Consider the following 13,838-nt stretch of genomic DNA (forward strand, 5'->3'; position numbering starts at 1 on the left):
GGCCGTTCAGCCGGTCATGTCACCCTTGCCGAGCGGACATCGTTCGGCAATTCGATGTGGCGCTGATCACATGCAGCCTACGGTGTGCTGTCGGCGGCCGCGAACGCACTCGCGTGATCGGCGGCCCATTCCGCGAAAGTTCTTGCTCGACCAAGAATTTCGATCACGTCGGCGGTCACGATCGCATTGTGCCCGGCACGCGCATATGCTTGCCCCGCCAGCGCACCGTCGGCGAATTCGACGGACATTCCGGACGCGAGCATATGCGCCCGCGCCTCGGTCTCGGGAATATCGGTCACATCCACCGGGCGGCCGGTGACCGTAGCCAAAGTCGCGGCCAGGTCGTGCGTGGTGAGCAATTCCGGCCCGGTGAGGGTGTAGACGCGGCCCGCGTGGTCGGCGGAAATCAGTGCCTCGACGGCGACTCCGGCGACATCACGGGGATCGATGACACCCTGGGCGGCGTTGCCGGTCATGTTCGGCACCGGTTGTCCGGCCCGGATCGCGGCGGCCCAGCTCAGCGTGTTGGAGGCAAAGGAGCTGGGGCGAAGAATGGTCCAGTCCACGCCGCTCTCGCGCGCGGCCTGCTCACCGGGCAGATGCCAGGTGCCGACGCGGCCGAGACCGCTGTCGCCGGTGCCGATGGCGGAAAGTTTGACGATCCGCCCGACTCCCGCGTCGCGCGCCGTGGCGATCAGCGCACGATCGAGTTCCACATACTCCGGCCCGAGCACGCCGACGATGAACGCGGCCTCCGCACCGGCCATCGCCTTCGCCATGGAAGCGGGGTCGGTGTAGTCGCCGCGCACCACTTCGACGCCTGTGGGGACGTGGGCCCGATCCGGGTTGCGGGTGACGGCGCGGATTGCGGTCCCGCGCTCGCTCAGCTGCCGGACGATTTCACTGCCGATGGTGCCGGTGGCACCGGTGATCACGATCATGTGGATCACCGTGCCGGGCATTCGCGCAGGTCTCTAGGAAATTCCGGCACACCTGCCGAGCGCGCGACTGCCTATAGTGGATGCGGTGACCACCCTGCCGCGCCCGCCCGTCGTGACGGCCGAGCTGGTCGAGACGTTCCAGCCCGCGCCGGAGTCACTGCGGCCGTGGCTGGCCGAACTCGGCCGCATCCCGACCGTGCTCGACCTGTCGGAGCCGTTCGCGCATGTGCCGCAGACGGCCACCACGATCGTGCTGCGCACCGAGCACGGAGAGGGCGGCGACCACCGTGTCGCACTGGTCGTCGGGCCGCAGACCAAGGCGAGCTACTCGCGCGCGGCCAAACCCGCGGGCTGTGTTCGCTTGCGGCTGGCCCCCGGTGCGGTCCCCGCGCTGCTCGGCGTTCCGGCGGCCGACCTCACCGATCGCGTATTGCGATTGGACGACCTGCCCGGCCCGGTCGCGCACCTGGCCGCCGAGCTGATCGAACTCGACCACGACGAGGTCGTGTCATACCTGGAGAACGAGCTGCCGCGCCGCATCCCCGACGACCCGGCCCAGCGTGCCCGCCGAGAACTGCTCACCACCGCCGTAGCCGCCATCGCCGCCGACCACCCACTTTCGGTCACCGAGCTCGCCGCGCGCCTCTCCGTCAGCGAACGCCAACTCCGCAATCTGTTCACCAACGGAATAGGCGTCTCCCCCAAGCATTTCGCGCGCATCGACCGAGTCCGCCGGGTCCTGTCCCGGACCGACGAGGCATCCTTGGCCGATATCGCCACCGGCACGGGCTATTACGACCAGTCGCACATGACGGCCGACTTCCGCAGCCTGATGGGCGTCCCACCCACCTCGTACCTCCGAGGTGAAGTCCCGGCCCCTTCCCCGTGCCGCGCACTCACCCGTTTGCGCTGATCGGGGCAACATCGCGTTCCTTGTGGAAATGATGCACAACCCGCGAGCTGACGACCGCCTTTCCCGGGCAGTGCACTTACCGGCCTCCACTGACCGGGCGTACGGCACGCGCGCAGTACAGACGTTCGCAAGGGAGGCGGGGGAAGCCCTCCACGCCGTCCGGAAGGATTTCGACCGCATCGGGGTAATGGGCGTGCCGCCATTCGCGCGCGAATGTCATCGCTGCCGTAATGCATGCGACGAAATCCATTCGCAGGCCGTGCAGGAAGACGCTCACGTGGACGTCATCCGACGGATTCGTGCAGGAATCACCGCACATCACGCACCTGATCCCAGTGTGGGCGTCCAACCGCCTCCGGTTTCGGCGCGGTTCGTTTCGGTGCGGCGAAAGAACCGGTAGTCCTCTCGGCTGACTATCACCGCCGCGACGAGCGTCGTACAGGACGAATAGTCACAGTCGTGGTGCAATACCAGCGCCTTCCTGGCATCCGCGGGACTGGATACCGGCCAGTGTGGGTTGTCATGCGAGCGACGGGACCGGAACTCGTCGACGCTGAGGAACCGCCGAGTGCGAGATTCGTCATCCGTCATGAGTCATCCCTGCCCTCCGCCGAGTACGCGGCATCTGATCCGCCCACGCCCGAACCGCTTCGACCACCACCTGACCCGATGGGCGGAAGGCATTGCGCGGCGGCACGATCCAATGCCGAATCGCTCCCACGGCAGCGGTGGGCGAAGGCAGCGCGATCGTCGCTCCTGACCGCGCGACCGCCACGTCCAGCCGGAACAACTCCGCGAACAGTCGCACGTCATCGGGCAGGTCGGGCCGTGTGAGGAAGGTCCAGCGCCCCGAACGCGGATGCCCCACGATCGGCCCGAGTACGACACCTCTGGTCTGCATGTGCGCTTTCACCGCCTGCCCGACGCGAGTTGGCATCGTCATCGCCCACACCGATCCCGCGCGCATGACTATTCGCCCGAGTTCCGGCGGATCGACCACAGCGGGGAGGCCGCACTCCCGCCGGTAGAACAGGCACCGCGACAACGGTGTATCTCCCTCTACATGCGTTTCCATCTGTTCCCCTCTCGCAACAGAAAGACGGTTGACGAGCGCCCGGTTCCGCCGACCCACGAAAGCAGCCGACCCTCCACAGCACGCGCGCAGCACAGCAGTCCCCCGCCACGCATGGGTGATCCAATGAGTGATTCGCGAAAACCTTCTCGTTTTCCCAGGTGACCACCCATACTTGCTGTTCGGTGGCACCCGTGGCGCCGCAGCAGCGTCATCCACAGCTCGGGGGTTGGGCCACCCACCAATGCAGTGCTTGCCATCTACCAGAAGGGGACAGCAGCAGTGGCCAAGCCGCTCACCAGGGGGAATTCGCAGCGCAACACAGTTTCGTCGTCATCCATGGCGCGGACTCCGGGCGTACCACATCGACAACTGGGCCGCGTCTTACGTGCGATGCGCCTGGAGTCCGGCCTGTCGATCCTGATGGCCGCGAAGGCGATCAGTCGGGGGTCCGGCACATTGCAACGGCTCGAGACGGGCAACGCGAACAAGATCTCCGATTCCGACATCGACAACCTGTGTCGGCTCTATCGACAGCCTGAGCGGGCAAGTGAGCTGAAAGCGCTCGCTGCTCAGCGAATGGAGCCGAGTTGGTGGGACGAGTACACCGACCAGGTTGCACCTAGTTTCGGGGTGTATCTCGGCTTGGAGTCTGCGGCCGAATCGGTGACCGTCTACCGGCCGGATATCGTGTCCGGCTTGTTCCAGACACGCGAGTACGCCGAGGCATTGGACCGGGTGTACTTCGTTGATGATTTGCCCGAAGAGCGCGAGCGGCGTCTTCGCGTACGACGGGAACGCCAGAACCTCATACTGCGCACAGTCTCTCCCCTCCACGTCGACCTCGTCATCGACCAAGGAGTTCTGCGGCGAGTAGTCCACGGTCCCAGAGTGATGGCGAGACAGTGCCGCCACCTCGCAGACTTGCCGCCGAACGTATCGGTGAGAGTGCTGCCCGACACGGCAGGTTACCCAGTGGGCACGACGGCCGGGCCGTTCACGATCCTTGATTTCGGTACCAGCAGCGATGGCAAGGCGCTCGAACCGCCAGTCGTGTACATCGAGAGTTACGCGGGCAGTATTCATCTCGAAAGGCCGGACAGCGTGCGCCGTTATCGCAACGCCTTCCAAAAGATTCAGCGAGTAGCGTTGGGACGAACCGAAAGCAAGCGCCTGCTACGGCAGGTGGCAAAGGAGTACGCGCCATGAGCATGGACCTATCCGGGACACGCTGGTTCAAGAGCAGCCACAGCGGCGGCAAGGACGATTGCGTCGAGGTCGCACACCTGGAAGGCGGCATGGTCGGCGTGCGGGACTCCAAAAACCCCGCTGGGGCCGCGCTGGTGTTCACACCTGGTGCATGGGACACATTTACCCTGAGCGTGCTCAACGCCAAGTACGACCAGCGGTGAATCCGAAGCCCGGCTGGGAGCGATCCGTCGCCACCGGGCTTCGTCGTACTGGCAGGGGTGCGTACACCGAGGTCCCGATGTCTCGATTCCATCGAGGTCATAGATGAGCAAGCGCGGCAACCTTCACAGAGATGCGCATACCTCCGCTGGTCGACGTGTCGGAGATTCGCTGGCGACCGAAATGGAGCGACGTGTCGTCGAGCTCCGGCATCTGGATGACAGCGTTGGTAGCGAGGACTTGTTCCCACTGGTACGACAGGAGTTCGAAAGCGCGCGAAAGGTCATCACGGAATGCAGCTACTCCGAGCGAGTGGGCAAGCGGCTGTTGACAGTCGCGGGTGAACTCGCACAACTTGCCGGGTGGGTGGCCAGCGACGCAGGTAGATACGACGACGCCCAACGGCTGTACCTGAGCGGCGCGTCGGCCGCCGACAACGCCGGAGATCGCGTGTTGACGGCACAACTTCTGTCGAGCCTGAGCTATCAAATCGCCAATATCGGAAATCCCAGCGAGGCGACGCTGCTCGCACGTACCGCCGTCAAAGGCGCGACGGGCGCGCCTCCGGTAGTCCGATCCCTGCTGACGGATCGCTTGGCGTGGGCATGCGCACGCTCACGAGATCACGAGGGAACCAAACGGGCGCTCGATGCGGTAGATGAGTCGTATGACCGCAGGTCATCGGATATACCTGAGCCCGAGTGGGTGTACTGGGTGGACCGCGCCGAGATAGATGTGATGGCAGGCAGATGCTTTGTGGAGTTGGGCGAACCGGCCAAGGCAAGCCCGCTGCTCTCGCGTGCGATCGGACAACTCTCGGCCGACCGAGTCCGTGAAGTGGCCCTGTATCGCACCTGGCTCGCGGAGTCGTACCTGAAGAAGCGTGAACTCGACGCAGCACGCGCCACCCTCCGACAGGCGCAAACTGCAGCGGCCACCGCGCACTCGGCACGGCTGCATCGGCGTATCGCCGAAGTCCGGGGAATGCTGACCTGAATGACCAGGCGTCGCGACTACTACCGAGATCCGCATGCCCCCAGACCGAACACTCTGGTGCCGGGTGGCTCCGCTCTGATCGTCGACGGCGGCCGGGGCGATTCTCCTGCAGCGCCGAGCCGACTCCGGCAACTGGTCGCTGCCGGGCGGCACCATGGAAATAGGTGAAACCCTCGAACAGTGCGTGATCCGGGAGACCAAGGAGGAAACCGGGCTCGACATCGAAATCACCGGTCTACTCGGCACCTACACCGACCCGGCACATGTCATCGCCTACGCGGGTGGCGAGGTGCGCCAGGAGTTCGACATCACCTACTACGCCCGTGTGATCGGCGGCCATTTGGCGGTCAGCGACGAATCCATCGACGTCCGGTTTCTCCACCCGCGACAGCTCCGGCACGAGCCGATCCACGAAACCGTCCGCCTCCGTTGCGACACCATATCGAAGGCCGGACGCAGCCCTACCTGGGCTGAGCAAGCCGCGGCCGGCCCGCATCGGCAGCAGGCTGTGCAGCGTCCGCGGACATGGCGTGATCATGTGGGACACCGCGGGAGCGGCCGGACCAGGCGGCAATTCGATACCAGGCCGATCACACGTCGACGCATGCGGCCATTCGTGCCCGGAATGCGGGGGGTGCGAACGTTTCCGCGTGGGCGCGGATGACGTGGGGGTCGTAGTGGGCGGTGTCGAAGTTCGCCATTGCCGTGGCCAGGCGGGTGACGACGTCCGGATCGGCGCCCGGAGCGATGTGTTCGCCTGTTGTGCCGGGTCTTACCGTGTCGAGCGCGCCGCCCGCGCCGATGGCGATCACCGGGGTACCGCAGGCCATGGCTTCGACCGGGACGATGCCGAAGTCTTCCACGCCGGGCATGAGCAGGGCGCGGCAGCGTTGGTACATGTCCCGCAGAGTGTCGGTAGGGGTGGCGCCCAGAAAAGTCGTCTCAGGTCCGGCGAGAGCTTCGAGCTGAGCCCGGAAGCGTCCGTCGCCCAGCACGACCAGCCGTTTCCCGGCGAGTTGGGCGGCTCGGATGGCGAGATCGGCGCGTTTGTAGGGAACAAGGCGACCGGCGTAGAGAAAGAAGTCCTCGCGGGCGCGTGTGGGATCGGGGGTGAAGCGGTCGACATCGACGGGCGGATTGATCACGGTGGCCGGCAGGCCCCACCAGTCGCGGATCCGGTCGGCGACGGCGGTCGAGTTGGCGATCACCCGGGCCAGGCGAGGAGCGGCTCGCAGCTCGGCGTGGCGGGCCAGTGCGCCCAAGGCGCCGAGGGCGACCTGGCCGGCCCGTCCGCCGGCTTCGCGGATACGGAACTCTCGATCCCAGGCCCATCGGGCAGGGCTGTGCACATAGGCGATCACGGGCGCGTCGGTGGCCAGTGCGGCCTGGGTGGCGAATGAGTGGTGGCTGACGACCACGGCGTCGTAGCCCCGCAACGGCATACGCCGCAGGGAACGGGGCACGAGCGGCAGCAGAGGGGCGTGCCGGCCGCGGGTCAGTATGTGGGCGCGGGATAGCCAGCTGTCGTGGACGTGCTGGACGGGCGGGCGGATTCCGCTCGGCATGGCGATCGGCGCGTAGATGTCCGCGCCGGGCCAGGTGCGGGCGAACTCCCCCACCACGGCTTCGGACCCGCCGAATTCGGTGAACCGTTCGTGGACGATGGCGATGCGGGGTGCGCTCATCGGGATGCGCTCGTTTCGATCTGTCGCGGTGCTGCGGTGCGGCGAAGGGCGGGAGCGACCGGTCGTCCGCGCAGCAGTCCGTCGACGGCGCCCCGTTCGAGGGCGGTGCGGTACACCTGTGCCGCCTCCGCGCAAGCCGCCAGGGTGGCGGCGATCGCGTCGTGGTCGTGTGCCGCCGAGGTGACGAAGGATTGCCCGAGCACTCCGCGTTGGAGCAGTTCTTGCAGGAACAAGGTGCGGAATGCCTGGCTCGGTTTTCCGTGGGAATCGAGGGTTTCGAAGATGAGGCAGGAGGAGCGACCGCGGACCCGGAGGTGGTCACCGATGCCCAGTTCGTCTGCTAGCGAGGCGAATCCGGTCGCCAGTGCGGCGCCCGCCGTTTCCATGCGGGAGATCGGATCCCCGGTCCGGTAGGCCGCGGCGACCGCGCGGAAGGCCGCGAGCCCGCTGGTTTCCGGTCCGTGCGTGGTGGACAGCAGGAATACGCGGTCGGCACCGGTGCGCAGGCCGCCCCGCTCCAGATACTCGCGTCGTCCGGCGAGGGCCGAGATGGGGAATCCGTTACCCATGGCCTTGCCCCAGCAAGACAGGTCGGGAGTCACGCCGTAGACCGACTGCGCGCCGCCGGCGGCCCAGCGGAATCCGGTGATCATCTCGTCGAACACCAGCAAGGTGCCGTGCCGATCGCACAGAGCGCGTACCGCTTGGAGGTAGCCGGGCTCGGGTTCCGCCGTTGCGGTGGCCGCCTCCATGACGACCGCGGCCACGCTGTCGCCCGCCAGGACCGCGGCGAGAGCGTCGACGTCGTTGTAGGAGAACCGGACGATATCGGCGCCGACATGATCGGGAATGCCCGCCGACATCGGTGTCGTCGCGATGAACCAGTCGTCGACCGAGAAAAACGGCTGCTCGCAGACGGCGATCCGCTCGCGGCCGGTCACGGCCCGGGCCAGCCGGACGGCGGCGGTGGTGGCATCCGAGCCGTTCTTGGCGAACTTGACCATGTCCGCACCGGGAACGAGATCCAGGAAGTCCTCGGCGGCGAGCAGTTCCAGTTCGGTCGGCCTGCTGAAGTTCACGCCGTCGGCGATCGTGGTCGTCACGGCGTCGAGAACCGGTGCGTAGCCATGGCCGAGAGTGACCGAACGTAAGCCCATTCCGTATTCGACGTACTGGTTGCCATCGGCGTCCCACACGCGGCATCCGTTGCCGCGCACCAGTATCGGCGCCATCTGCTCGGGATACTGGTCGGCTCCGCGGGCGTAGGTGTGAGCGCCGCCGGGCACCAGCTCGTGCAGCCGACGCTGCAGCGCATTGCTGCGGGCGAACCCGTGGTGCGGTGGGACGTCGGGGTGCAGGTTCATCTGGTGCTCCCTATGCGGTGCGGGCGGGTACCGGCGGGAAGCCGGGATCGCAGAGCGGAAGTGGCGGACGGGGATACGCTCCGGCGTAGGGCGGGTCGCGGAACCGACCGGAGGCGTTGTGGTCGTGCGCCGGGGCGCACCCGGTCGCCGAACGCACGAGCTCGGCCCTCCACGGGGGCGTCATCCGGGGGCAGCCGTGCCGGCCGGATGACTGTACGCCCAGAGGTCGTGATCGCCACGCGGTCCGAAGACATCGAGGTACCCGCGCATCCGCCCCTCCTCGGCGAACCCGGCCGTGGCGGCCGCGGCCGCCGCGGCCGGGTCGGATACCGGGATCGCGATGGCGATGCGGAGGATTCCCAGCCGTTCGGTCGCATGGCGCACCAGTAGGCGGAGCACGCGTGCGCGCAGTTCCGGGCGGGCCGAGGCATCGGTCCAGACGCTGAGCCGGATGTTGTGATCGAACATGTCCAGCCCGTGCAGGCGGGCTTCCCCGGCGAAGCGGCCGTCGTCGAGGATCGTCAGCGTCAGCCCCGGCCGGGAACGCAGGCCGGTCCTGGCTTCGGCGAGTTCGGCCAGCCAGTGGCGCAGCGAATGCCGGCGCAGCCAGGCGGCGGGTGACATGTGCGGATCACGCGCCAGCGTCGCACGGTTGCGGATACGGGCCGCGCGGCGCCGGCGGAAGTCGGAGACACGGCGTGATCGCACCAGCACACCGCGGTCATCGGAGTCGGTGAGTGCGATGGCGGCGCTGCCCCGCAGCCATCGGAACACCCGCCGCAATCGGGATAGCTGGTACCGCAGATGCGCGGCCGCGATGCTCATGGGGGGCGGCCCGTGCGGGACGGCAGCGGCGGCGGGCAGTCGCGTCGTCGTCGGGTGGAGGCGTTGCCGGGCCGGATGGCCGGCGGTGAACCCGTGGTCGGGCCGATCGGCGCGGGTTACCGCCCACAGCTCGTGGTCCCGGCGTGCGCCCCCGGCATCGAAATAGGTGCGCATCCGGGCTTCGTACCGCAGGCCCGCCGCGGCCGCGATCTTGGCCGCGGCGATGTTGCCGGGCGCGATCGGTGCGCTGATTCGCATGAGGCCGAGGCTGTCGAATCCGAAGACCGTCATCATGGTCAGGACGAGGGCGCCGATACCGCCGCCCGCGACGGTGGAGCCGATCCAGATGCCGAGCTCGGCGCTGCCGGTCGCCGGGTCGATCGAGGCCAGTTCGACCTGTCCGGCGAACCGACCGGCCACCTCGATGACCATGCTCATCCGTCGCCCGGCGCGTGCGTCGGCCCGGTTGTCGAGGCATTCCCGCACCCAGTGGCGGGCGGTGTGGCGGGCGGGCCAATCCTGTTCCGAGCTGACCCAGTAGGGCTCGATGATCGCGCGGTCACGGAGCCGGATCCGCCGCCACTCCGCGAAATCATCGAAGCGCGGCGGCCGCAACCGCACCGCCGTACCGATGGGACCGGTGATGGCCGGCTGCGCTTCGATGCGGCGGTGCCGTCGTCGGGTCATCCGCCGGGACGCTTCCTGCCGAGCGCTACCGTGCTCAGCTTGCCGTCGTCGGAGACGGTGAGCCGCCAGTATCCGCCGTCGGGCGCCTTCAGCACGGGACCGTTGTCGGCGTGCTCGCAGACCCAGGTTCCGTCGGCGGTCACCGCGGCGCGGACGGCGCCGTCGCCGCTCTGCGCCTGGAACACGTCCGCGCCGTGCGGCCCCGCTTGGGACACCACGGTGCCGGTGAAGCGCGGCGTGCGCATGCCCTTGCGGCCGATGACGTTCCAGCCGGTCGGAAACGTCTCGACGGGAATGTCGTCGGTGATCCCGGAGATCAATCCGACCGCGGTGCCTTCCGGACACCCGACGGGATCCACGCGCACCGGGATGCCCGGCGGCCGCGACTCCGCGTCGAAGATCACGTTCGCCAGATACGGCTGTCGGCAGTAGTTCAGTTCGATCCCGACCGAACGGGCCGCGACCTTCGCGTTGACCATGCCGAACTGCGCGGGCCCGCCGCGCCCGTTCTCGCCGACCGACAGGGCGACCTCGGCGCCTTCGAACCACACGTTGGTCAGCCACCAGTCGTTGGCGGCACCGTCGACCCGCAGGTGGCGGTCGGTGGTGAGCGGATTCTGGTCGGAGACGAATTCGACGTTGGTGAGTGCCAGCCCGGCGTTGTGGTCGTTGCCGGTGCCGAGGACGCCGGTGTGATTGCTGGTGAACTTCGAGGAGGTGACGTAGTTCTGGATACAGGATGTGGTCAGCCCGATCCCGAAGTTGTTGATATCGCAGTTGATGAAGGCGGTGCCGCCGGTGTTGTCGCGCAACACGACGCCGCGCTGGGTCAGGTACTGCGGATGGTTGTCGCTGAGGTGGTTGCCGCGCAGTACCACCGCGTCGAAGGAGCAGCGGAAGCATTCCGACAGTTCGACCGCGGTCGAGCCGGGACCTGTGGTGAAGATCCCCAGCCTGGCGAAACGGACCCGGCTGCGCCTGCGCAGCCGCACCAGAGTGCCGTTGCCCGCGTAGACGATCGTGGTGACGTCGGCGCCGTCGCCGAGAATCGTGGCATAGTCGGGCAGATCGGGCATCGACTCGACCCGGTAGTGCCCGGCGGGCAGGTAGAGCACCAGCGGCTCGTTCGGGTCCGCGGCCACGGCTGCGGCCAATGCCTTGGTGTCATCGGCGATTCCGTCTCCGACGGCTCCGAAATCCCGGACGTTGCGTGCCCCGGGCGCATCGGTGGTGGGCGACCGGAACTGCGGGTCGTCCGGCTCGGCTGTGCCGCAGGCGGCGGTGAGCGGAATCGCTGCCGCCGCACCCAGAGTCGCGGCGAGCAAACGGCGCCGCCGGAGAAAGTCGTCGCTCATACCTTCAACCTTTCCACCAGCCGGTCCACCGCCGAACCGGGTGTGCGGTGGCTGACCACACCGGTCAACCCGGCCGTGCCGAACGCGGTCAGGGCGGCACGCAACTGTGGTTCGGTGAGTCTGCCGAGATCGGCGACGCCGAGGACGGCATCGGATAAGGGCGCCACGGCGACCGCGTCGGCGGCGGAGCCGACCGGCGCGGTCTCGATGACCACGCGGTAGTAACGCTCGCGCAGATCGGCGATGAGATGAGCGAAGTGCTCCGAGGCGATCAGGTCGGACGTGTCCGGCTCGATGTGCCCGATCGGCAGCACCGCGACCCCCGTCCCGCCCCAGTCGGCGGTGATCGCCCGGTCCAGTGGTACGCCGCCGCGCAGCAGTGTCGTCAGGCCCGGACCCGGCATCGCACCGGAGCTTCCGCCGCCGGAGGTGTCGGCGTCGACGAGGATCACCGGATGACCGGCATCGGCGAAGGCCAGCGCCAGGGTGTTCGCCACCTTTGATTGTGATCGGTCGGTGAGGCTGGTGCATTCGATGATCTGGGCCCCCCGCAGGTGATTGCGCAGTCGCCGGGCCGCCTCGGAGGTGGATTCTCCCTGGTCGAAGGCAGCGACGACCGGGACCGGCGCGACCTCGGCGAGGTTGCTATTGGTGCGAATACGCCGGTCGGTGCGTTCACGCAGAAACGCGGCTGCGAAGCCGAGCAGCAGTCCACCGAACAAGCCCATGGCGACGAACCGGCTGGTGCCGGGGCCTGACGGAGCAGCCGGTAGCCGGGCACGGTCGACGACCGAGACGCGGGCGGCGGGAGCAGCGCCTGTTTCGATGGATTCCAGACTGTCGACCAGAGCACGGAACTGGGCGACCGTGGCGTCGGTGAGATCACGCGCCCGCTGCGCGGTGGGCGCGGAGACCGCGATCTCCAGGATCGTGCTGGCGGGCGGCGACGAGGCGGTGATCCGGCCGCGGAACTCGTCCGGCGATTCGGTCAGCCCTTGGTCGTGGACGACCCGCTCGGCGACCGCGGCGCTGGTGGCCAGTTCGAGATAGGAGCGCACGCGCTGCTGGGCCGCCAGGCCGCCCTGGTAGGAGTCGTTGACCGAGGTACCGGTGGCCATCGAGACGTACATGGTGCTGCTGGCCACGTAGGTCACCGCCCGCGACGAGGCGTTCCAGACGGCGGCCACCGTCACGGTCAGCGCGATCACGGCGATCAGCACCCACCGCCGCCGAACGATGTGCCAGATATCGATCAAACCCATGGACTGCGACCTCATGTCTTCGTAACTGCTGAAGCGTGCGCCGGTGCCGGGAGCGGCGGCGGGCGGCGGCGGAATTCCGTGACGATCAAATGGACGAACCAGGCCAGCACGGCCGACTGCGCGAATTTGCCGAGATTCTCGAAGCTGCCCAGGATGCCGCGTTCGAACAGGGTGGAGGCGCCGGTGATCGCGAGCCCCAGCACCAGGACGGGAAAGTACCGCGAATACAGCGATCGCTCCCAGGCGAGCAGCAGCACGAAGGTGAACACGACGGCGACGACCACGCCCGCCTCGCCGCCGAGCAGATAGCCTTCGTTGACGTTGCCCTCCGCCAAGGACACCGACACGGTGCTCATATCCACCGACGCGCCACGCACGTCGTTCGCCCACGCCGTGCCGGATTGGAGCTTCTCGGCGCCGAGCACCTGCGCCGGGATCAGGCTGAGGCTCGCGTGGTGCAGTACTTCGCCGGGGGACAACCAGCCGCCCGGGCCGACGAAGTAGGCGTCGGTGGCGGCTTCGAGCAGGTCGAAACGCCGCAGGATACTCAGGAACGGCCGGACGTTCGCCGGGTAACGGGAGTCGACGACGGTGGCGTCGAGGGCGGCCGTGCCGGAGTTCTTGAACGACTGCAGCCAGCCGAACCCGGCGACGCCGAGCACGCCGATCAGCGCCACACCGACGGTGGTGCGCCGGTTCCAGCCGAGCATCGAAAACCGGACGGCCAGAGCGAGTGCGGCGGCGAGGATCGGTGTCTTGGACTGCACGGCCGACGACCAGTACAGTTCGCCCGCGAACAGCGCGCCGAGCACCAGCGCCGTGGTCTGCGGCCGGGCCGGCCGGAGGAAGACGATCATCCCGAGCGCCGCGATCCCGGCGAACGTCGCGACGAAACTGAGCAGCGGGTTGCCGCTGCTGACCTCACCGGCAGTGCCCAGCGATCCGGTGGCCACCGAGGCCGCCCGGCCCAACAGCCCGACCGCGTAGAGCATCAACAGCGTCGGCATCACGTCGGGGTCCGCGACCGCGGCCGGGACGGCGCGAGGCGGGTGCCGACGCCGCCAGAGCGCGTAACCGATCACCAGCACCGCGTAACACCACAAGCCGAGTACGACGTGGTCGAGCACCAGACCGATTCCCCGGTCGTACCCCAGACCAGCCAGCCGGGGGTCGGAGATGTTGTCGCCGTAATGCGGGTCCGGCTGCACCGCGAGCAGCACCAGCGGCCGCGCCACGTAGGACAGTGACCAGAAAAGTGCCTGCGCGATGAAGAACACGCGGGCGATGCCGGGAACCCACAGTGCGGCCACGACGACCGTGATCAATGC

General features: G+C 67.9%; 13 protein-coding genes. 5 read left to right on the forward strand and 8 right to left on the reverse strand.

Translation table 11 applies throughout. The features are described 5' to 3' along the window. Positions 1-77: 77 nt before the first annotated feature. Entirely contained in the window at positions 78-941 is an 864-nt protein-coding gene (locus ACWEKR_RS21170; RefSeq protein ID WP_452355917.1) for an NAD(P)H-binding protein, read from the reverse strand. Between the two features lie 85 nt (positions 942-1,026). Between ACWEKR_RS21170 and ACWEKR_RS21175 the strand changes: the two genes are divergently transcribed. Next, positions 1,027-1,854, forward strand: a complete 828-nt coding sequence (locus ACWEKR_RS21175) for a helix-turn-helix domain-containing protein (protein WP_452355918.1) — start codon at positions 1,027-1,029, stop codon at positions 1,852-1,854. Between the two features lie 580 nt (positions 1,855-2,434). Here ACWEKR_RS21175 and ACWEKR_RS21180 read toward each other — a convergent pair. After that, on the reverse strand, positions 2,435-2,797 hold the full coding sequence (locus tag ACWEKR_RS21180; protein ID WP_452355919.1) for a hypothetical protein: 363 nt from the start codon (positions 2,795-2,797) through the stop codon (positions 2,435-2,437). Positions 2,798-3,208: 411 nt separating this feature from the next. On the opposite strand from ACWEKR_RS21180, the gene ACWEKR_RS21185 reads away from it, so the two are divergent. From ACWEKR_RS21185 to ACWEKR_RS21200, 4 genes are all read left to right on the forward strand, one after another. After that, positions 3,209-4,135: a helix-turn-helix domain-containing protein gene (locus tag ACWEKR_RS21185; protein ID WP_452355920.1), complete on the forward strand. Its 927-nt coding sequence runs from the start codon at positions 3,209-3,211 to the stop codon at positions 4,133-4,135. Beyond that, entirely contained in the window at positions 4,132-4,338 is a 207-nt protein-coding gene (locus tag ACWEKR_RS21190; protein WP_452355921.1) for a DUF397 domain-containing protein, read from the forward strand. The genes ACWEKR_RS21185 and ACWEKR_RS21190 overlap by 4 nt, the downstream gene beginning before the upstream one ends. 103 nt (positions 4,339-4,441) lie before the next feature. Further along, a complete protein-coding gene (locus ACWEKR_RS21195; RefSeq protein WP_452355922.1) occupies positions 4,442-5,332 on the forward strand; it encodes a hypothetical protein in 891 nt (296 codons plus the stop codon). Positions 5,333-5,486: 154 nt separating this feature from the next. Then, the gene (locus ACWEKR_RS21200) at positions 5,487-5,996 is read left to right on the forward strand and encodes an NUDIX hydrolase (protein WP_452355923.1); all 510 of its coding nucleotides are present in this window, start codon (positions 5,487-5,489) and stop codon (positions 5,994-5,996) included. Here the strand turns inward: ACWEKR_RS21200 and ACWEKR_RS21205 are convergent. The 6 genes from ACWEKR_RS21205 to ACWEKR_RS21230 form a co-directional block, all read right to left on the reverse strand. Then, positions 5,923-7,017 (reverse strand): glycosyltransferase, encoded by a 1,095-nt coding sequence (locus ACWEKR_RS21205; RefSeq protein ID WP_452355924.1) that lies wholly within the window; start codon positions 7,015-7,017, stop codon positions 5,923-5,925. The genes ACWEKR_RS21200 and ACWEKR_RS21205 overlap by 74 nt on opposite strands. Beyond that, entirely contained in the window at positions 7,014-8,381 is a 1,368-nt protein-coding gene (locus ACWEKR_RS21210; protein ID WP_452355925.1) for a glutamate-1-semialdehyde 2,1-aminomutase, read from the reverse strand. Before ACWEKR_RS21210 ends, ACWEKR_RS21205 begins: the two co-directional genes overlap by 4 nt. 180 nt (positions 8,382-8,561) lie before the next feature. Continuing rightward, positions 8,562-9,893 carry a GNAT family N-acetyltransferase gene (locus tag ACWEKR_RS21215; RefSeq protein WP_452355926.1) on the reverse strand — a complete coding sequence of 444 codons (1,332 nt, stop codon included), beginning with the start codon at positions 9,891-9,893 and terminating at the stop codon, positions 8,562-8,564. Next, on the reverse strand, positions 9,890-11,248 hold the full coding sequence (locus ACWEKR_RS21220; protein ID WP_452355927.1) for a glycosyl hydrolase family 28-related protein: 1,359 nt from the start codon (positions 11,246-11,248) through the stop codon (positions 9,890-9,892). The genes ACWEKR_RS21215 and ACWEKR_RS21220 overlap by 4 nt, the downstream gene beginning before the upstream one ends. Then, the gene (locus ACWEKR_RS21225; RefSeq protein ID WP_452355928.1) at positions 11,245-12,510 is read right to left on the reverse strand and encodes a protein tyrosine kinase; all 1,266 of its coding nucleotides are present in this window, start codon (positions 12,508-12,510) and stop codon (positions 11,245-11,247) included. The genes ACWEKR_RS21220 and ACWEKR_RS21225 overlap by 4 nt, the downstream gene beginning before the upstream one ends. Before the next feature lie 11 nt (positions 12,511-12,521). Then, on the reverse strand, positions 12,522-13,820 hold the full coding sequence (locus ACWEKR_RS21230; protein WP_452355929.1) for a hypothetical protein: 1,299 nt from the start codon (positions 13,818-13,820) through the stop codon (positions 12,522-12,524). Positions 13,821-13,838: the final 18 nt, after the last annotated feature.

It is taken from the genome of Nocardia sp. NPDC004573 (assembly GCF_053602135.1).

Excerpts from the sequence above, each read along its gene's own strand:
- ACWEKR_RS21170 (WP_452355917.1), bottom strand. The coding sequence starts at position 941 with ATGATCGTGATCACCGGTGCCACCGGCACCATCGGCAGTGAAATCGTC.
- ACWEKR_RS21180 (WP_452355919.1), bottom strand. The coding sequence starts at position 2,797 with ATGACGATGCCAACTCGCGTCGGGCAGGCGGTGAAAGCGCACATGCAG.
- ACWEKR_RS21190 (WP_452355921.1), top strand. The coding sequence starts at position 4,132 with ATGAGCATGGACCTATCCGGGACACGCTGGTTCAAGAGCAGCCACAGC.
- ACWEKR_RS21195 (WP_452355922.1), top strand. The coding sequence starts at position 4,442 with ATGAGCAAGCGCGGCAACCTTCACAGAGATGCGCATACCTCCGCTGGT.
- ACWEKR_RS21200 (WP_452355923.1), top strand. The coding sequence starts at position 5,487 with ATGGAAATAGGTGAAACCCTCGAACAGTGCGTGATCCGGGAGACCAAG.
- ACWEKR_RS21205 (WP_452355924.1), bottom strand. The coding sequence starts at position 7,017 with ATGAGCGCACCCCGCATCGCCATCGTCCACGAACGGTTCACCGAATTC.
- ACWEKR_RS21210 (WP_452355925.1), bottom strand. The coding sequence starts at position 8,381 with ATGAACCTGCACCCCGACGTCCCACCGCACCACGGGTTCGCCCGCAGC.
- ACWEKR_RS21215 (WP_452355926.1), bottom strand. The coding sequence starts at position 9,893 with ATGACCCGACGACGGCACCGCCGCATCGAAGCGCAGCCGGCCATCACC.
- ACWEKR_RS21220 (WP_452355927.1), bottom strand. The coding sequence starts at position 11,248 with ATGAGCGACGACTTTCTCCGGCGGCGCCGTTTGCTCGCCGCGACTCTG.
- ACWEKR_RS21225 (WP_452355928.1), bottom strand. The coding sequence starts at position 12,510 with ATGGGTTTGATCGATATCTGGCACATCGTTCGGCGGCGGTGGGTGCTG.